Annotated in this window: 12 protein-coding genes and 1 pseudogene; 1 reads left to right on the forward strand and 12 read right to left on the reverse strand. The window is 72.1% G+C overall.

Features of this window, described 5'->3' with window-relative positions:
• Positions 1 to 137 precede the first annotated feature (137 nt).
• Complete coding sequence (locus ACF1AL_RS36335) at positions 138 to 935, forward strand: IclR family transcriptional regulator (RefSeq protein ID WP_366837371.1); 798 nt, start codon at positions 138 to 140, stop codon at positions 933 to 935.
• An 84-nt stretch (positions 936 to 1,019) separates the two neighbouring features.
• Here the strand turns inward: ACF1AL_RS36335 and folP are convergent.
• The 12 genes and pseudogenes from folP to ACF1AL_RS36395 form a co-directional block, all read right to left on the reverse strand.
• A pseudogene (gene folP, locus ACF1AL_RS36340) lies at positions 1,020 to 1,857 on the reverse strand (dihydropteroate synthase).
• Positions 1,858 to 1,934: 77 nt separating this feature from the next.
• Complete coding sequence (locus ACF1AL_RS36345) at positions 1,935 to 2,303, reverse strand: bifunctional 3-phenylpropionate/cinnamic acid dioxygenase ferredoxin subunit (protein ID WP_366837503.1); 369 nt, start codon at positions 2,301 to 2,303, stop codon at positions 1,935 to 1,937.
• A 193-nt stretch (positions 2,304 to 2,496) separates the two neighbouring features.
• Complete coding sequence (locus tag ACF1AL_RS36350) at positions 2,497 to 3,099, reverse strand: sarcosine oxidase subunit gamma family protein (RefSeq protein WP_366837370.1); 603 nt, start codon at positions 3,097 to 3,099, stop codon at positions 2,497 to 2,499.
• Entirely contained in the window at positions 3,092 to 6,379 is a 3,288-nt protein-coding gene (locus ACF1AL_RS36355) for a sarcosine oxidase subunit alpha family protein (RefSeq protein ID WP_391828578.1), read from the reverse strand. Before ACF1AL_RS36355 ends, ACF1AL_RS36350 begins: the two co-directional genes overlap by 8 nt.
• Positions 6,380 to 6,390: 11 nt before the next feature.
• On the reverse strand, positions 6,391 to 7,623 hold the full coding sequence (locus ACF1AL_RS36360) for a sarcosine oxidase subunit beta family protein (RefSeq protein ID WP_366837368.1): 1,233 nt from the start codon (positions 7,621 to 7,623) through the stop codon (positions 6,391 to 6,393).
• A complete protein-coding gene (gene glyA, locus ACF1AL_RS36365; protein ID WP_384205281.1) occupies positions 7,620 to 8,903 on the reverse strand; it encodes a serine hydroxymethyltransferase in 1,284 nt (427 codons plus the stop codon). The genes ACF1AL_RS36360 and glyA overlap by 4 nt, the downstream gene beginning before the upstream one ends.
• Positions 8,900 to 9,760 carry a bifunctional methylenetetrahydrofolate dehydrogenase/methenyltetrahydrofolate cyclohydrolase gene (locus tag ACF1AL_RS36370; protein ID WP_391828580.1) on the reverse strand — a complete coding sequence of 287 codons (861 nt, stop codon included), beginning with the start codon at positions 9,758 to 9,760 and terminating at the stop codon, positions 8,900 to 8,902. Before ACF1AL_RS36370 ends, glyA begins: the two co-directional genes overlap by 4 nt.
• 22 nt (positions 9,761 to 9,782) lie before the next feature.
• The gene (locus tag ACF1AL_RS36375) at positions 9,783 to 12,221 is read right to left on the reverse strand and encodes an FAD-dependent oxidoreductase (RefSeq protein WP_391828582.1); all 2,439 of its coding nucleotides are present in this window, start codon (positions 12,219 to 12,221) and stop codon (positions 9,783 to 9,785) included.
• Between the two features lie 220 nt (positions 12,222 to 12,441).
• Positions 12,442 to 13,404 (reverse strand): ABC transporter substrate-binding protein, encoded by a 963-nt coding sequence (locus ACF1AL_RS36380; RefSeq protein ID WP_391828584.1) that lies wholly within the window; start codon positions 13,402 to 13,404, stop codon positions 12,442 to 12,444.
• A gap of 12 nt (positions 13,405 to 13,416) precedes the next feature.
• Positions 13,417 to 15,393 (reverse strand): ABC transporter permease, encoded by a 1,977-nt coding sequence (locus ACF1AL_RS36385; protein ID WP_391828586.1) that lies wholly within the window; start codon positions 15,391 to 15,393, stop codon positions 13,417 to 13,419.
• A complete protein-coding gene (locus ACF1AL_RS36390) occupies positions 15,393 to 16,484 on the reverse strand; it encodes a glycine betaine/L-proline ABC transporter ATP-binding protein (protein ID WP_366837362.1) in 1,092 nt (363 codons plus the stop codon). Before ACF1AL_RS36390 ends, ACF1AL_RS36385 begins: the two co-directional genes overlap by 1 nt.
• A gap of 20 nt (positions 16,485 to 16,504) precedes the next feature.
• A complete protein-coding gene (locus ACF1AL_RS36395; RefSeq protein WP_366837360.1) occupies positions 16,505 to 17,974 on the reverse strand; it encodes an aldehyde dehydrogenase family protein in 1,470 nt (489 codons plus the stop codon).
• Positions 17,975 to 18,023: the final 49 nt, after the last annotated feature.

The following is an 18,023-nucleotide window of genomic DNA, read 5'->3' on the forward strand; positions in this document are numbered from 1 at the left end:
CCGCCGACGGCTCCCCCACGCGGGGAGCCGTCGTATAACCTCCCTCTGCGCACCGCGGTCGACGCCCCCGCACGAACCGCGGAAAGCTTCCTCCGCAAGCACCGGATCTCCGGGCCGCCGCTGCGTATAGTTGCACTATGAGCAACTACACCGCAGATGGCGAAACAACAGCTCCCGCGGTGAACGGGGTGCAGTCCGTCGACCGGGCCGTCAGTGTGCTGGAGATCCTCGCCCAGCGCGGCGAGGCGGGCGTCAGCGAGGTCGCCGCCGAGATCGACGTCCACAAGTCGACCGCGTTCCGGCTGCTCGGCGCGCTGGAGGCACGCGGGCTGGTCGAGCAGGCGGCCGAGCGCGGCAAGTACCGGCTCGGCTTCGGCATCGTGCGCCTGGCCGGCGCGGTCACCGGCCGGCTCGACATCACCCAGCAGGGCCGGGAGGTGTGCGAGCGGCTCAGCGAGGAGATCGGCGAGACCGTCAACATCGCCGTCCTGCAGGAGCACTACGCCGTCAACCTCTACCAGGTGCGCGGCCCCGGAGCCGTCGGCACCCACAACTGGGTCGGCCAGCTCACCCCGGTGCACGCCACGTCCAGCGGCAAGATCCTGCTCGCGCACCTGCCGGCGAAGGAGCGGGACACGGTGCTCACCGCCTCCGGGCTGCAGAAACTGACGCCGCACACCCTGACCACCCGCGCCAAGCTGGAGAAGGACCTCGCCGAGGCCCGTGAGCGCGGCTACGCGGTGACCCTGGAGGAGCTGGAGATCGGCCTGCACGCCATGGCGGCCCCGGTCCGCTCCCACCACGGCGAGGTCATCGCCGCGATCAGCGCCTCCGGCCCCGCGTACCGCTTCACCGAGGAGCGCATCCACGAACTGGCACCGCTGCTGGTCAAGGGCGCGGAGGAGATCAGCCACCGCATGGGGTACGTGGGCTGAGCCCGCCCCGGGCACGTGGGCCGAGCCCGCCCCGCGCGAGGGGGACGGCCCACCACGGCCGCCCCCGCCGGAGTGGCAAGGTCCTCACACCCCCACACTGTGCCGGGGCAGGCGGGCCACGGCCGGCTCGGCGCCCCAGCGGGCGGTCACCCGGACCGCGTCGAGCGTGGAGGCCACGTCGTGCACCCGCAGACACCAGGCGCCCTGCGCGGCGGCGAGCACGGACACCGCGGCGGTGGCGGCGTCCCGTGACCGCGCGGGGACGCGGCCGGCCGGTCGCCGGGTCGGCCACCACCTGGCCCAGGAAGGACTTGCGGGACGCGCCCACGAGCACGGGGCGGCCGAGCGCGAAGACCTCCCCCAGGCCGCCCAGCAGCGCCCAGTTGTGCTCGGGCTCCTTGGCGAAGCCCAGTCCGGGGTCGACGATCAGGCAGTCGGGCCGGATCCCGGCGTGCAGCGCGGCCTCGACCCGCAGCCGCAACTCGTCGACCACGTCGGTGACGACGTCGTCGTAGCGCGCCTGCGCCCGCATGCCGGCGGAGTGCCCGCGCCAGTGCATCACCACGTACGGCGTGTCCGCCCGGGCCATCAGCGGCAGCATCGCCGGGTCGGCCAGGCCGCCGGAGACGTCGTTGACCAGCCGGGCGCCCGCCTCCAGGGCGCGGGCGGCCACCTCGGCCCGCATGGTGTCGACGCTGACGACGGCGCCCGCCGCGGCGAGCCGGCGCACCACGGGCAGCACCCGGCGCAGTTCTTCCTCGGCCGGCGGGCGCACCGCGCCCGGACGGGTCGACTCCCCGCCCACGTCGACGATGTCGGCGCCCTGCTCCAGCAGCGCGAGCCCGTGCGCGACGGCGGCCTGCGGGGCGTAGGCCTGTCCGCCGTCGGAGAAGGAGTCCGGGGTGACGTTGACGATGCCCATCACCAGCGTCCGGCCGGGCCTGGGAAGCCCGCGCGGATGGAGGTCCGGGAGGCCGGGGCGCGGCGGGGCGGCGCTGGTCACGGGGCCGCGACGGAGCCGAGCCGGGCCGCGGCGCAGGAGGGCGGCAGGTTCGGCGGGGCGTCGGAGAGCACGACGTGGATCATGCCGTCCTGGACGAGGACCTGGTGGGTGCGCACGGGCAGCCGGGCCGGGGGCGCGTCGACGCCGCCGGTGCGCAGGTCGAACTTCGAGGCGTGCAGGGGGCATTCCACCTCGCATCCCTCCAGCCAGCCGTCGGCGAGCGAGGCGTCCTGATGGGTGCAGGTGTCGTCGATCGCGTAGACCTCGCCCTCCTCGGTGTGGAACACGGCGACGGGCGGGTCGGTCTCGAGCCGGAAGGATTCGCCGCGCGGCAGGTCGGCGAGAGGGCACACGGGAATCATCAGGACCACCTCGGTGCGTCATATGAAACAAGATGCGCTGAGCGCAACGCCAGTCTGAGCTGGGCCCCCACCGATGTCAAGAAGTCGGCCGCACGCCCACGGGAGTTCGCCGCGCAAGGGCATGCAAGAGGCGGTGCCGGGCCGACTGCGGGAGTCGGCCCGGCACCGCCGGGTCGGTTCGGTGCCGGTGGCGCGGTCAGCGGTATTCGACGGCCGCGTCCAGCAGCCAGTCGGTCAGATAGCCGGCGAACGAGGAACGCACCAGGACCCAGAAACCGGCCCGGGGCTCGTCGCGGGCCACCAGCACCACCTGGGCGCGGGCCAGCATCGTCTGGGCGCTGCGGCCGGGCCCGAAGGCACGCGGGTGCAGGTCCAGCGAGCAGCCGTGGGCCAGCAGGTCCCGGGCGCGGGGCCCGCCGACCAGCAGGGTGGTGCGCTGGGCGGAGACGTCGGTGACGGAGACGTGCTCGTCCCCGGCCGCCGCGCGGATCCGCTCCTCCAGCGCGCGCTGGGTGCCGGGACGGCCCACCACCAGCCATTCGTCGGGGCCGAGCCACACCACGGTGACCTCACCGGCGTGCACCACGGTGTTGGGTTCCAACGGCAGCTGGAGTCCCAGGGCGAGCCCGACGGCGTCCGCCGCCGGACTCTTGGCGTCGAGCCGGACGTTCACCTGGGCCAGCAGGGGCAGTTCGGCCAGGCGGATCGCGCCCTTGGAGGCGCGGGTCGCGGCAGCCAGGCGGTGGGCGGCGTGCGCCAGGGGGCTGCGCTGCCGTGCGGTCAGGGCGGTGTCAGCCATCGCGGCGGGCTCCCTCGGGGTCGTAGAGGACGGGGCTGGCGACGGTCACCGGGACAAGCCGGTCGCCGACGGGCGCGTAGAGGCGTTCGCCGATGCGCTCCCGGCCGCCCTTGATCAGGGCGAGCGCGAAGGTCCGGCCCAGTGCCGCGCTGCGGTAGCTGGAGGTGACGTGCCCGAGCATCGGCACGGGCGGGGCGGGCAGTTCGCTGTCGGCGACCAGGTGCGTGCCCTCGGGCAGGAACAGGGCCGGGTCCTCGGGGAGCAGGCCGACCAGGTGCTTGCGGTCGGGCCGGGCGGCGTCGGCGCGGGCGTAGGAGCGCTTGCCGATGAAGTCGCGCTTCTTCTTGGACACCACCCAGCTCATGCCGAGGTCGTGCGGGGTGACCGTGCCGTCGGTGTCCTGGCCGACGATCGGGTAGCCCTTCTCGGCGCGCAGCACGTGCATGGTCTCCGTGCCGTACGGGGTGATGCCGTACGGGGCGCCGGCCTCGTACAGCGCCTCCCACAGGGCGACGGCCTCCCACGGCGACACGTTGATCTCGTAGGCGAGTTCACCGGAGAAGGAGATCCGGCACACCCGCGCCTCGATGCCCGCGACGGTGGTGTCCCGCCAAGCCATGAACGGGAAGTCGTCGTTGGCGACGGCCAGCCCGGGTGCGAGGGACGCGAGGACCTCGCGGGACTTCGGGCCGACCAGGGCCACGGTGGCCCACTGCTCGGTCACCGACGTGCAGTGCACCCTCAGCTCGGGCCACTCGGTCTGCAGCCACTCCTCCATCCAGTCCAGGACGGTGGCCGCGTTGCCGGTCGTGGTGGTGACCAGGAAGCGGTCCGCGGCGAGCCGGATGACCGTGCCGTCGTCGAAGACCATGCCGTCCGGGCGGCACATCACGCCGTAGCGGATCATGCCGACCTTCAGGGTGCTCATCATGTTGGTGTAGAGCAGGTCGAGGAAGACGCCCGCGTCCGGGCCCTGGACGTCGATCTTGCCGAGGGTGGAGGCGTCCATGAACGCCACGCCCTCCCGGGCGGCGCGGCACTCGCGCAGCACGGCGCTCTCCATGTCCTCGCCGCTCAGCGGGTAGTACCAGGGCCGCTTCCACTGGCCGACGTTCTCGAAGAGCGCGCCGTGCTCGACGTGCCACTCGTGCAGGGCGGTCGTGCGGACCGGGTCGCTCAGGACGCCGCGGTCACGGCCGGCCAGGGCGGCGAAGGAGACCGGGGTGTAGGGCGGCCGGAAGGTGGGCAGGCCGAGCGCCGAGACGTCCACGCCGAGGAGTTCGGCGACCACGCCGCTGGCCAGAACGCCGGCCGTGCGGCCCTGGTCGCCGCCGGTGCCGGCGGTGGTGTAGCGCTTGGTGTGTTCCACCGAGCGCAGGCCCGCCCCGGTGGCGCGCGCCAGGTCGTCGACCGTGACGTCGCGCTGGAGGTCGACGAACCGGGGGGCGCCCGAGTCGCCGGGGACGGTGAAGACCTGCATGGGCGGGGTGTACGGCTGGGCCGTGACCGCCGGCAGCTCGGGCGTCCGGGCGGTGTAGCCCTGCGCCTCCACGGCCCGGGCACCCGCCGCCGCGCCCTGGGCGAGCGCGGTGGCGAGGTCGAAGGCACCGTTGGCGCTGCCCGCGACCTCGACGGCCTGACGGCCGCTGTCGGGCACGAACGTGCCGAGGGCGTCGTCGTGGCGGAGCTTGCCACCGGACTGGCTGAACAGGTGCGCGACCGGGTTCCAGCCGCCGGAGACCAGCAGCAGGTCGACGGCGAACTCCCGTTGCCCGGCGCTCTCCCCGAACGGGGCGACCGTCACGGCGGTCAGGCGCTCGGCGCCCTCCGTGCCGGTGACGGCGTGTCCGGCGAGCACCTGGATCCCGGCGGCCCGGGCCCGCTCGGCCCACTCCCCCGGCTCGGGCCGGGTGTCCACGATCGCCTCGATGGCCACGCCGGCGGCGGCCAGGTCCAGGGCGGCGGGGTAGGCGCTGTCGTTGGTGGTGAACACGACGGCGTGCCGGCCGGGGACGACGGCGTAGCGGTGCAGGTAGGTGCGGGCCGAGGACGCCAGCATCACGCCGGGGCGGTCGTTGTCGCCGAACGCCAGGGAGCGCTCGTGGGCGCCGGTCGCGAGCACCACGCGGCGGGCGCGGATGCGCCAGACGCGCTCGCGGGAGACGTTCCGGGGGGCGTCGGCGCCCAGGTGGTTGGTGCGGCGCTCGACGGCGAGCAGGTGGTTGTCGTCGTAGTAGCCGAAGACGGTGGTGCGGCGCAGGACGCGCACCTCGGGGGCGAGGTCGAGCCGGGCCCGCGTCTCGGCGACCCAGTCGAGGTGCTCGCCGGTGCCGAGCAGGCTGCCGCCCGCCTCCGGCTGGTCGTCGGCGAGGATGACGCGGGCGCCGCTGTCCGCCGCCGCGGCCGCCGCGGCGAGGCCGGCCGGGCCCGCGCCGACCACCAGCAGATCGCAGTGGGCGTGCAGGGCGTCGTAGCGGGCGGGGTCGGGTTCGGTGGCGAGGCGGCCCTGGCCGGGGAGGCTGCTGGCGACCAGGCCGTCGTACAGCTCGACGGCCGGGGCGGGGAGCATCGGCTCGGGGAAAGGGGCCTCGATCTGGACGACGGCGTTGGGTTCCTCCACGCCGGCGGAGAAGATGCCTCGGGGGCGGCCGAGCTTGATGCTGGTGCCGGCCTGGATGACGCCGTTGGCCAGGAGGGCGGAGGCGAGGGTGTCGCCCCGGTAGCCCTGGTACGCGGTGCCGTCGAAGGTGAAGGTGAGGGGTTCTTCGCGGTGGATGCGGCCGCCGGTGGGGCGGCGGAAGGGCTGGGTCGCGGCGGAGTCGCTGCCGCATGGGATCTCGCCCCCGCCGCCCCTGCCCGTCCCGTCCTGAAGGGGCTCCGCCCCTTCGGCCCCGCCAGGGGGCTCCGCCCCCTGGACCCCCGTCGGCCCTGGACGGGCCTCGTTCTCAACCGCCGGACGGGCTGGATGTGCCGCGCTCGGCTGGGACGCGGCCGGGCTTTGTGCGGGGGTTCTCGGGCGGGGTTCGTCCGTCTTGTAGATCGCCAGGATCTCGTTGGTCGCCGTGTTCCGGATGGCGTTGAACCACCTGCGGCAGCCGGCCGAGTGGCTCCAGCGCTCGGCGAACGGGCCCTTGGGATTGTCGCGGAAGAACAGGTACCGCGCCCACTCCTCGTCGGTGAGGGCCGCGGGGTCCTCCGGGTAGGGCACGTGGGCCTGGCCGCCGTAGTGGAACTCGGCCTCGTCGCGGGGCCCGCACCACGGGCAGGAAATGAGCAGCATGGTTCGGCTCCCTAGTGGGCCACCGCGGCAGCGCCGTGCTCGTCGACGAGCGCGCCGGTGGTGAAACGGTCGAGCGAGAAGGGGGCGTTCAGGTGGTGGGGCGTGTCGTGGGCGATGGTGTGGGCGTAGACCCAGCCGACCCCGGGGGTCGCCTTGAAACCGCCCGTGCCCCAGCCGCAGTTGAGGTAGAGGTTGTCGACCGGGGAGAGGCCGACGATGGGCGAGGCGTCGGGGCTGACGTCGACGATGCCGCCCCAGGTGCGCAGCACGTGGGCGCGGGCGAACACCGGGAAGAGCTCCAGGGCGGCCGCCATCTGCTCCTCGATGATGTGGAACGCGCCGCGCTGGGTGTAGGAGTTGTAGGCGTCGATGCCGGCGCCCATCACCAGCTCGCCCTTGTGGGCCTGGCTGACGTACACGTGGACGGCGTTGGACATGACGACCGTCGGGTGCACCGGCTCCAGGAGTTCGGAGACCAGGGCCTGCAGGGGGTGGCTCTGGAGGGGCAGGTCGATGCCGGCCATCGCGGCGAGGACCGAGGTGTGGCCCGCCGAGCACAGGGCGACCTTGCCGGCGGCGATGGGGCCACGGGTGGTCTGGACGCCGACGACCCGGCCGCCGATCACGTCGAGGCCGGTGACCTCGCAGTTCTGGATGATGTCGATGCCGGCCGCGTCCGCGGAGCGCGCGAAGCCCCAGGCCACGTAGTCGTGCTTGGCGATGCCGGCGCGCGGCTGGTAGGTGCCGCCGAGGACCGGGTAGCGCACGTCGGGCGAGGTGTTGACGATCGGGCAGACGTCCTTGACCCCGTCGGCGTCCAGCCATTCGGCGTCGACGCCGTTGAGCCGGTTGGCCTCGACGCGGCGGACGCTGTCCCGGACGTCCTGCAGGCTGTGGGCGAGGTTCAGCACGCCGCGCTGGGAGAAGAGGATCGGGTAGTCGAGCTCCTCCTCCAGGCCCTCCCAGAGCTTGAGGGCGTGCTCGTAGATGCCCGCACTCTCGTCCCACAGGTAGTTGGAGCGGATGATCGTGGTGTTGCGGGCCATGTTGCCGCCCGCGAGCCAGCCCTTCTCCAGCACGGCGACGTTGGTGATGCCGTGGTTCTTCGCGAGGTAGTGCGCGGTGGCCAGGCCGTGTCCGCCGCCGCCCACGATGATCACGTCGTAGGACGGCTTCGGGTCGGGGTCGCGCCACAGGAAGTCGGGGTGGTCGGGGAGGTCGGCGCCGGGGGTGCGGGGGCTCATCGGGCGTCTCCGTCGTGCGTCAGGTGCGGGTAGAGCGGGTGCTTGGCCGCGAGCGCCTCGGTGCGGGCGCGCAGTGCGGGCACGTCCGGCTCCGGCTGGAGGGCCAGCGCGATGACGTCGGCGACCTCGGCGAAGTCGGCCTCGGTGAAGCCTCGGGTGGCCAGCGCCGGGGTTCCGATGCGCAGGCCGGAGGTGACCATGGGCGGGCGCGGGTCGAAGGGCACGGCGTTGCGGTTGACGGTGATGCCGATCCGGTGGAGCAGGTCCTCGGCCTGCTTGCCGTCCAGCGGCGAGTCCCGCAGATCGACCAGGACGAGGTGGACGTCCGTGCCGCCGGTGAGGACCTTGACGCCGGCCGCGGCGGCGTCGGGCCTGCCGAGCCGTTCGGCGAGGAGGTGCGCCCCGGCCAGGGTGCGGGCCTGGCGTTCGGCGAACTCGGGCGTGGCCGCGACCTTGAAGGCGACCGCCTTCGCGGCGATGACGTGCTCCAGCGGGCCGCCCTGCATGCCGGGGAAGACCGCGGAGTTGATCTTCTTGGCGAGGTCGGCGTCGTTGGTGAGGATGACACCGCCTCGCGGACCGCCGAGGGTCTTGTGCGTGGTCGTGGTGACCACGTGCGCGTGCGGGACGGGGCTCGGGTGCAGTCCGGCGGCGACCAGGCCGGCGAAGTGCGCCATGTCGACCATGAGGAGGGCGCCGACCTCGTCGGCGATCCGGCGGAAGGCGGCGAAGTCCAGCTGCCTCGGGTACGCCGACCAGCCCGCGATGATCATCTTGGGCCGGTGCTCCTTGGCGAGGCGCTCCACCTCGTCCATGTCGACCAGGTTGTCCTGCTCGGAGACGTGGTAGGGCACCACGTTGAGCATCTTGCCGCTGTAGTTGATGCGCATGCCGTGGGTGAGGTGGCCGCCGTGCGCGAGGTCCAGGCCGAGGACGGTGTCGCCTGGCTGGAGCAGGGCGAAGAACACGGCGGTGTTGGCCTGCGCGCCCGAGTGCGGCTGGACGTTGGCGTAGCCCGCGCCGAAGAGGGACTTCACGCGCTCGATGGCCAGGCGCTCGGTGACGTCGACGTGCTCGCAGCCGCCGTAGTAGCGGCGGCCGGGGTAGCCCTCGGCGTACTTGTTGGTCGCGACCGAGCCCTGCGCCTCCATGACCGCGGTGGGCGCGAAGTTCTCGGAGGCGATCATCTCCAGGGTCGACTGCTGGCGGTGCAGCTCGGCCCGGAGGGCTTCGTGGACCTCGGGGTCCAGCTCCGCGAGGCGGGTGTTCAAGGCGTTCATGCGGTGGTGGCGTTCCTCTCGGCGGCCTCGACGACGTTGGCGAGCAACATCGCCCTTGTCATGGGTCCCACTCCTCCGGGCATCGGCGCGAGCCGTCCGGCGACCTCGGCGGCGTCCGGGTGGACGTCGCCGACGAGGCCCTGCTCGGTGCGGGTGATACCGACGTCCAGGACGGCCGCGCCGGGGCGCAGCATGTCTTTGGTGATCAGTCCGGGCGAGCCGGCCGCGGCGACGACGATGTCCGCCTCGCGCACGTGCCAGGCCAGGCCCTTGGTGCCGGTGTGGCACAGGGTGACGGTGGCGTTCTCGGACCTGCGGGTCAGCAGCAGTTCTATGGGCCGTCCGACGGTGATGCCGCGGCCCACGACGCACACCCGCGCTCCGGCGAGCGGCACGTCGTGCCGGCGCAGCAGTTCGACGATGCCGCGCGGGGTGCACGGCAGCGGGGCGTCCACGCCGAGGACCAGCCGGCCGAGGTTGACGGGGTGCAGTCCGTCGGCGTCCTTGGCCGGGTCCATGCGTTCCAGTACGGCGCCCGCGTCCAGGTGGCGGGGCAGCGGCAGCTGGACGATGTAGCCGGTGCAGGCCGGGTCGGCGTTGAGTTCGTCGATGACGTCCTCGACCTGCTGCTGGGTGGCGTCGGCGGGCAGTTCGCGGCGCAGGGAGGCGATGCCGACCTGGGCGCAGTCGCGGTGCTTGCCGGCGACGTAGGACCGGCTGCCCGGGTCGTCGCCGACGAGGACGGTCCCGAGGCCCGGTGCGCGGCCGGTGAGGGCCGTCACCTTGGCGACGCGCTCGGCGAGTTCGCGGCGGATGGCGGCGGCGGTCGCCTTGCCGTCCAGGAGTAGTGCGGTCACCGGTGGTGCTCCTTCCGGAGGGTCAGCCACGCAGACGGGACATGGTCGGGTCGAACAGCGGCTCCTCGGCGACGACCGCCTCGATCCGCTGGTCGAAGTAGCCGATGTGCAGGCGCGTGCCGGGTTCGGCGAGTCCGGCGGGGAGCCAGGCGTAGGCGATGCCCTTGCCGACGGTGTAGCCGTAGGCGGCGCTGGTGACGTAGCCGACGGCGTGCTCGCCGTCGTACACCGGCTCCTTGCCCAGGACGACGGCCCGCGGGTCGTCGATGGTCAGGCAGGTCAGCCTGCGCCGGACGTCGGCCTTGCGCCGCTGGAGCGCCGCCTTGCCGATGAAGTCGTCCTTGTCGAGCTTGACGGCGAAGCCGACGCCGGCCTCGTAGGGGTCGTGCTCGTAGGTCATGTCGGTGCCGAAGGAGCGGTAGCCCTTCTCCAGGCGGAGGCTGTTGAAGGCGCCCCGGCCGGCGATGACGCCACCGAGCGGCTGGGCCGCGGCCCACAGGGTGTCCCACAGCTTCAGGCCCTGGTCGGCGGTGGTGTACAGCTCCCAGCCGAGTTCGCCGACGTAGCTCAGGCGCATGGCGGTGACGGGCACCGCGCCGATGTAGGCGTGCTTGGCGCGGAAGTACTTCAGACCCTCGTTGGAGAAATCCTCCTCGGTAAGGGGCTGCAGCACCTCGCGGGCGAGCGGTCCCCACAGGCCGATGCAGCAGGTGCCGGCGGTGATGTCACGGACCTGGACGGTGCCGTCGGCGGGCAGGTGACGCGAGAACCAGTCGAGGTCGAGGTTGCCGTTGGCGCCGACCTGGAAGCGGTCGCGGGCCAGGCGGGCGACGGTGACGTCGCTGCGGATGCCGCCGTCGTGGTCGAGCAGCAGGGTGTACGTCACCGAGCCGACGGACTTGTCGATCTTGCCGGTGCACAGCCGCTCCAGGAAGGCGGCCGCGCCGGGGCCGGTGACCTCCAGGCGCTTGAGGGCCGTCATGTCGTACAGCGCGACGGTCTCGCGGGTGGCCTGGGCCTCGGCGCCGACGATCGGGGACCAGTAGCGGGCGGCCCAGTCGTTGGGCGTGGGGATGTTCCGGCCCTCCACGAGGGGCGCGTTGGCCTCGTACCACTGGGGCCGCTCCCAGCCGTTGGCCTCCAGGAAGAACGCGCCGTGCGCCTGCTGGCGGGCGTAGAAGGGGCTGGTGCGGATCGGGCGCGGGTCACCGGACGGCTGGAGGGGGTGGAGGATGTCGTAGACCTCGACGAAGTTCTGGCAGTCGCGCGCCAGGACGTACTCCGGGGACAGCTGGTGCGGCTCGAAGCGGTTGACGTCGCACTCGTGCAGGTCGAAGGAGGAGCAGTAGCCGTCGACCAGCCACTCGGCGACGGCCCGGCCGACGCCCGCGGAGTGGGTGACCCACACGGCCTCCGCCACCCAGAAGCCCTTGACCTGCCCGGACTCGCCGAGCAACGGGTAACCGTCGGTGGTGAAGGAGAACAGGCCGTTGATGCCCTCCTCGACCTTGGCCTCCTGCGTCGCCGGGAGCAGGGACTGGGTCTCGGTCCAGGCGGGCTCGAAGTCCTCCTCGGTGAACTTCAGCACCGAGGGCATCTCCTCGGCCTCGTCCACGGAGAGGATGTCGTCGGCGGAGACCGGCATGGGCCGGTGGCCGTAGTAGCCGATGCCGATGCCGTCGTAGCGGTCGCGGTAGTAGAGGTCGGCGTCCTGGTGGCGCAGGATCGGGCGGACGGCCTCCTCGGTCTGGCCGGCGAGGGCGGGCACCGGGCCGGTCCAGGCGAGCTGGTGGGCGAGCGGCGTCAGCGGCAGGTTCATGCCGACCATGCGGGCGATCTTGGGACCCCAGATGCCGGCGCAGCACACGACGATGTCGGCGTCGATCTCGCCGTGGTCGGTCACGACGCCGGTGACGCGGCCCTCGCTCTGCCGGATGTCGAGCACTTCGTGCCGGGCCAGGAAGCGCACGCCGCGTTCCGTGGCCCGGCGGATCTGCGCCTCGACGGCGAGGACGGCCTTGGCGAGGCCGTCCGTCGGGACGAACAGGCCGCCGAGGACCTTGTCGCGGTCGACCAGCGGGTGCCGCTCCACGCACTCGTCGGCGTTCAGCAGCCGGGAGTCGATGCCCCAGGAGGCGAGCCAGCCGTGCCGGCGCTGGATCTCCGCCAGCCGCTCGGGGCTCGTGGCCACCTCCAGGCCGCCGACCTGCAGGAAGCAGGGCTTGCCGTCGACCTCGAGGGAGGAGAACTTCTCGACGGTGTAGCGCGCCAGTTCCGTCATCGTCTTCGAGGCGTTCGTCTGGAAGACCAGGCCCGGGGCGTGCGAGCTGGAGCCGCCGGTGGCCGGGAGGGGGCCCTGGTCGACTACGGTCACCTCGGTCCAGCCGCGGGCGGAGATCTCATCCGCCAGGGCCGCGCCCACGACACCTGCTCCGATGATCACCACTCGGGGTCCCGCCATCGCCCAACCTCCGAACTCAAGACCGCTTCAGTTGCTTTCTGCGCAACTCGATTCAGGTTGCGCAACTCAATGTGCCCGTCGCCGGGATGGGTGTCAAGGGGTGCGTGACGTCGGAGAACGGGCCGTACGACAGGCCGGAAAACGGCGATGCCCGGCGGGCGGCGCGCATGTGTGCGCACCGCCCCCGGGCACCGTGAACCGGCCTTCGCGGCCAGGCGAGTTACCTCAGCCAGGCCTCCACCTTGTCGCGGTTGGCCTCCACCCATTTCTTCGCCGCCGCCTCGTCCGACATCTTGTCGACGGCGATGTACTTGGCGACGAGGTTCTGGTCCTCGTTGGTCCAGTGGAAGTTCTTCACCAGCTGGTAGGCCGGACTGCCCGACTGGGCGAACCGGGTACTGACGATCTTGTCCAGGCCGTAGACGGGATAGTCGCAGGCGATCTTGGCCGCATCCGCGTCACAACCGGCCTTGTACGCCGGCAGCTTGACCTTGACCAGCGGCACCTCGGTCATGAACCACTGCGGCTCGTAGAAGTAGCCGATGAGCCACTGCTTGTTCTTCTCGGCGTTGCGGTACGCCTGGATCAGCGCGGTCTCGCTGCCGGCGTACACCACCTTGTAGTTCAGCTTCAGGTTGGTCACCAGGGCCGCGTCGTTGGTGACGTAGGACGGGTCGCCGTCGAGCAGCTGGCCCTTGCCGCCGGACTCCGAGGTGCGGAAGTTCGCGGCGTACTTGTTGAGGTTCCGCCAGTCGGTGATGTCCGGATGGGCCTTGGCCAGCCACGGCGGCACCCACCAGCCGATGACGCCCTTGTTGCCGGTCAGCCCCGCGGAGACGGCGGTCTTCTGGTCGGTGATGTACTTCTTCTTCAGGTCGTCGTGACCCCAGTTCTCCAGGACGGCGTCGACCTCACCGGTGCCGAAGCCCTGCCAGGCGATCTCCTCCTTCAGGTCCTTCTTGTTGACCTTGCAGCCGAGGTCGTGCTGCGCCACGTACGCGACGACCGCCGCGTCGGCCTGATAGCCCACCCACGGGTTGACGGCCAGGTTGAACGTGCCGCACGTGCCGTCCGCGTTCTTCGCGGCGGACGCGGTGTCGCCGACCTTCGCCCCCACGCACCCGGTGAGGGTCAGCCCCAGGACGGTCAGGCCGGCCGCGCCGGCTCGCCAGTGTCGTGCCATGTGTGGTGCTCCTTATGCCCGGGTGCGTCGCGCCGCAGCCTGAGTGATCCGGTCGAACATGACTCCCAGCAGGACGATGGCGAGACCTGCCGCCAGCCCCTTGCCGTACAGCTGCCCCTGCGAGAACCCGGCCACCACGTCGTAGCCGAGGGCGCCGGCGCCCACCAGGCCGCCCACCACGACCATCGACAGCACGTAGATCAGCCCCTGGTTGGTCGCCAGCGTCAGCGCGCTGCGGGCCACGGGCAACTGCACCTTGGTGATGATCTGCCAGGTGTTGCAGCCGGCCGAGGTGGCCGCCTCCACGGTGGCCTCGGGCACGTTGCGCACCCCGTCCGCGATGATCTTGATGGCGACGGGCGCCGCGTAGACCACGGCCGCCACGATCGCGGTGAACCGGGTGGCGCCGAACAGCGCCAGGAACGGCACCAGATAGACGAACGGCGGCATGACCTGCGCGGCGTCCAGCGTGGGCCGCACCACCCGGTCGACCAGCGCGCTGCGTCCCATCCACACGCCGAACACCGCGCCGAGCAGCATCACCAGCACCGTGGCCACCGCCGTGGAGGCCAGCGTGGTCATGCCGTCCGACCACAGGCCCGTGCCGACGAGCAACCCGACGCACACCGCGGCCGTCACCGCGGCGCGCCAGCCGCCGAGGACCGCGCCGAGCGCGACCAGGACGAGGCCGACGAGCCACCACGGGGAGTCGGTCAGCAGCGTCTGGAAGGGGTTGAGCAGGCCGTTGGTGATGACGTCCCGCACCGCGTTGGTCAGGCCCGACAGGTGGTCCTGGAGCCAGGTGGTGGCGGTGTCGGCCCAGCTCGCGATGTGCGTGCCCACGGTGCCGTCGCCGGGGAACTCGGCTGCGTAGACATAGGTGTGGGAGACGTAGACCAGGAACGCGGTGCCGATGCCGCCCGCCATGAGGAGCGGCCGGCGCCAGCGGGCCAGGGCGCCGCCGGTGCGCCGCGCGGTGTCGGCGCGGCCGGCCGCCGCGGTGGTGACCCGGTCGAGCACGATGGCCATGACGACGATGGCGAGGCCCGCGTTGAAGGCGGTGCCCACATCAAGCGACTGCAGGGCCTGTACGACGGTCTTGCCGAGGCCGGGCGCGTCGATCAGCGCGGCGATGGTGACCATGGCGAGGGCGGCCATGATGGTCTGGTTGACGCCCATGACGACGGTGCGCTTGGACATCGGCAGCAGCACCTTGAGCAGTTGCTGCCGCCGGGTGGTGCCGAGCGAGTCGGCGGCCTCGACCGTGGTCTCGGGCACGGAGCGGATGGCGTGCGCGGTGATGCGGATGGCGGGCGGGGCCGCGTAGATCACGGTGGTGATCACCGCGGAGGCGCCGCCGATGAGGAAGACCAGGGTGAGCGGGGCCAGGTAGACGAAGGTCGGCATCGTCTGCATGAAGTCCAGGAACGGCGTCATGATCTTGTTGAACCGGTCGGAGAGACCGGCCCACACGCCGAGCGGGATGCCGATGAGCAGGGCCACGAGCACCGCCGACAGGGTCAGCGCGAGGGTGTCCATGGACTCCTGCCACAGGCCCTGCAGCCCGAAGAAGGTGAACCCGGCGACGGCCAGCAGGGCGACCCGCCAGTTGCCCACCGCCCAGGACAGGTAGCCCGCGATGCCGACCACGCCGAGCCAGCCGATCTGCGGGACCGGGCGGCCCGCGGTGGGCTGGGAGATCAGCGACTGGACGAAGGTGACCAGGTTGTCGATGGCCAGGCGGATCTCGTTGAAGAAGTACAGGAAGAGCGGGTTGGAGTTGCGGTTGGCCCCGACGGTGTCGTTGACGTCGTTGAGCCAGCGGTGCAGCGAGGTGAGGTCCGCCGCGGCCAGGGTGAGGGTCTGTCGGCCGCGCAGCACGGCGAAGAGCACCAGCCAGGCGACCACGATCGCCCCCACCGCCATCGGGCGGGTGACCTTCCGGCGCCAGGCCGTGACCGGCGCGCTCGTGTCGGCGACGGCGGCCATCAGGCACCGCCCTCCTGCCCGGCGACCACGGCGAGGATCTCCTCGTCGCCGACGATGCCGAGCAGCTTGCCGTTCTCGACGACCTTGACCGGCTTCTCGGCGGCGAGCACCGCGCGGGTCGCCTCGCGCACCACGACGTCCGGGCCGAGTTCGGGGCCGTCGAGGGGGTCGTCGTCCTGCACGGGGCGCATGATCCAGCGCAGTGTGAGCACGTCGCCGCGGGGCACGTCCTGGACGAAGTCGCGTACGTAGTCGTCGGCGGGGGCGCCGACGAGTTCGTCGCCGGTGCCGCACTGGACCATCTTGCCGTCCCGCATGATCAGGATGCGGTCGCCGAGCTTGAGCGCCTCGGACAGGTCGTGGGTGATGAACACCATCGTCTTGCCGACCTCGTGGTGCAGCCGGATGACCTCGTTCTGCATGTCGCGGCGGATCAGCGGGTCGAGCGCGGAGAACGGCTCGTCGAAGAAGAGGACCTCCGGGTCGCCGGCCAGGGCGCGGGCGAGGCCCACGCGCTGCTGCATACCGCCGGAGAGCTGGTCGGGGTAGGAGTTCTCGTAGCCGGCGAGGCCGACGAGTTCGACGACCTCACGGGCGCGCCGCATGCGCTCGCCGCGGCCCATGCCGCGGATCTCCAGGCCGAAGGCCACGTTCTCCACGACCTTGCGGTGCGGCAGCAGGCCGAAGTGCTGGAAGACCATGGAGAACTTGCGGCGCCGCAGTTCGCGCAGCCGCTTGGCGTCGGCGCCGCGGATGTCCTCGCCCTCGAAGACCACCTCGCCGGAGGTGGGTTCGATCAGCCGGGTCAGACATCGCACCAGGGTGGACTTGCCCGAGCCGGACAGGCCCATGACGACGAAGACCTCACCGGGCGAGACCTCGAAGTCGACGTCGCGCACGGCGGCGGTGCACCCGGTGCGGTCCATGAGTTCCCGGCGGGTCAGCCCGCACAGTTCCTCGGACTGCGGCACCTGCTCGGCCTTGGGCCCGAACACCTTCCACAGCCGGCGCACGGAGATGACCGGGGTGCGGTCCTCGGGGTTCTGGGACGTGCGGCGCCACTGCGGCACCTCGGTCTGTGCTGTGGTCACGTTCGACCTCTTTTCGGCGTTCAGCCGCTGAACCAGTGCTGCGGCCGGGGTTGGATGTTCTGCCAGACGTGCTTGGGCTCTCGGTACTCGGCGAGGCCGGTCGGACCCAGCTCTCGGCCCACGCCGGAGTGGCCGAAGCCACCCCATTCGGCTTGCGGTACATAGGGGTGGTAGTCGTTGATCCACACGGTGCCGTGGCGCAGCCGGCGCGCGACGCGCTGGCCCTTGCCGGCGTCCTGCGTCCAGACGGCTCCCGCGAGTCCGTACTCCGTGTCGTTGGCGATACGGACCGCGTCGTCCTCGTCGTGGAAGCGCTCGACGGTGAGCACGGGGCCGAAGGACTCCTCGTGGACCACGCGCATGTCCTGTGTGCATTCGTCGAGGACGGTGGGCAGGTAGTAGAAGCCCTGCCGCAGTGCGGGGTCGTCGGGGCGGGCCCCGCCGCAGCGCAGGACGGCACCCTCGGCGAGGCCGGCGGCGACGTACGCCTCGACCTTCTCGCGGTGCTGTGCGGAGATCAGCGCGCCGGTCTCCGCCTCCGGGTCGAAGGGGCCGCCGAGGCGGATGCGCCGGGCGCGGCGGACGACCTCGTCGACGAAGGCGTCGTGGATCGTGTCCTCGACGACGAGGCGGGCGCCGGCCGAGCAGACCTGCCCGGAGTGCAGGAAGACGGCGGTGAGCGCGAAGTCCACGGCCGCCTCGAAGTCGGCGTCGGCGAAGACGACGTTGGGGTTCTTGCCGCCGAGCTCCAGCGCGACCTTCTTCACCGTCGCGGCGGCGGTGGCCATGATGTGCCGGCCGGTGTCCAGGCCGCCGGTGAAGGAGACCATGTCGACGTCCCGGTGCTCGGCGAGCGGGGCGCCCGCCTCCGCTCCGGCGCCGAGGACGAGGTTGGCGGCGCCGGCCGGCAGTCCCGCCTCGTGAAGCGCCTTCATCAGCAGCACGGAGGTGGAGGGGGTGAGCTCGCTGGGCTTGAGGACGATCGTGTTGCCGGCCAGCAGGGCCGGGGCGACCTTCCACGAGGCCTGCAGCAAAGGGTAGTTCCAGGGGGTGATCAGTCCGCAGACGCCGACGGGTTCGTAGGTGACCCGGCTGATGGCGTCGTCGCGGCCGGTGTCGACGACCCGCCCCGCGTCGGTGCCGGCGATGCCGCCGTAGTAGCGGAAGCAGGAGACGACGTCGGCGATGTCGTACTCGCTCTCCACCAGGCGCTTGCCGGTGTCGAGGGACTCGGCGCGGGCGAACTCCTTCGCGTCGCGCTCCAGGATGTCGGCGGTGCGCAGCAGCAGGGCGCCGCGCTCGCGTTCGGGGGTGTGGGGCCAGGGGCCGGCGTCGAAGGCGTGCCGTGCCGCCGCGATCGCCGCCTCGGTGTCGGGGCGGGTGGCCTCCGAGACCGTCGCGACGAGCGTGCCGTCCGCCGGGCAGCGGATCTCCCGCCGGCCGCCGGCCACGGGGGCCCGCCATTCTCCGTCCACATACAGATCCGCCATGCGCCGACCCTTCAGGATTTCGTTGCGCATTGTGCATTCGATTGCTTGT

Source organism: Streptomyces sp. NPDC014801 (genome assembly GCF_043082085.1).
In the GTDB taxonomy this organism is placed as follows: domain Bacteria; phylum Actinomycetota; class Actinomycetes; order Streptomycetales; family Streptomycetaceae; genus Streptomyces.

What these genes read in the sequence shown, in the direction of transcription:
- ACF1AL_RS36360 (WP_366837368.1), bottom strand. Translation starts at nt 7,623, where the DNA reads ATGAGCCCCCGCACCCCCGGCGCCGACCTCCCCGACCACCCCGACTTC.
- ACF1AL_RS36375 (WP_391828582.1), bottom strand. Translation starts at nt 12,221, where the DNA reads ATGGCGGGACCCCGAGTGGTGATCATCGGAGCAGGTGTCGTGGGCGCG.
- ACF1AL_RS36395 (WP_366837360.1), bottom strand. Translation starts at nt 17,974, where the DNA reads ATGGCGGATCTGTATGTGGACGGAGAATGGCGGGCCCCCGTGGCCGGC.
- ACF1AL_RS36335 (WP_366837371.1), top strand. Translation starts at nt 138, where the DNA reads ATGAGCAACTACACCGCAGATGGCGAAACAACAGCTCCCGCGGTGAAC.
- ACF1AL_RS36355 (WP_391828578.1), bottom strand. Translation starts at nt 6,379, where the DNA reads ATGCTGCTCATTTCCTGCCCGTGGTGCGGGCCCCGCGACGAGGCCGAG.
- ACF1AL_RS36350 (WP_366837370.1), bottom strand. Translation starts at nt 3,099, where the DNA reads ATGGCTGACACCGCCCTGACCGCACGGCAGCGCAGCCCCCTGGCGCAC.
- glyA (WP_384205281.1), bottom strand. Translation starts at nt 8,903, where the DNA reads ATGAACGCCTTGAACACCCGCCTCGCGGAGCTGGACCCCGAGGTCCAC.
- ACF1AL_RS36380 (WP_391828584.1), bottom strand. Translation starts at nt 13,404, where the DNA reads ATGGCACGACACTGGCGAGCCGGCGCGGCCGGCCTGACCGTCCTGGGG.
- ACF1AL_RS36385 (WP_391828586.1), bottom strand. Translation starts at nt 15,393, where the DNA reads ATGGCCGCCGTCGCCGACACGAGCGCGCCGGTCACGGCCTGGCGCCGG.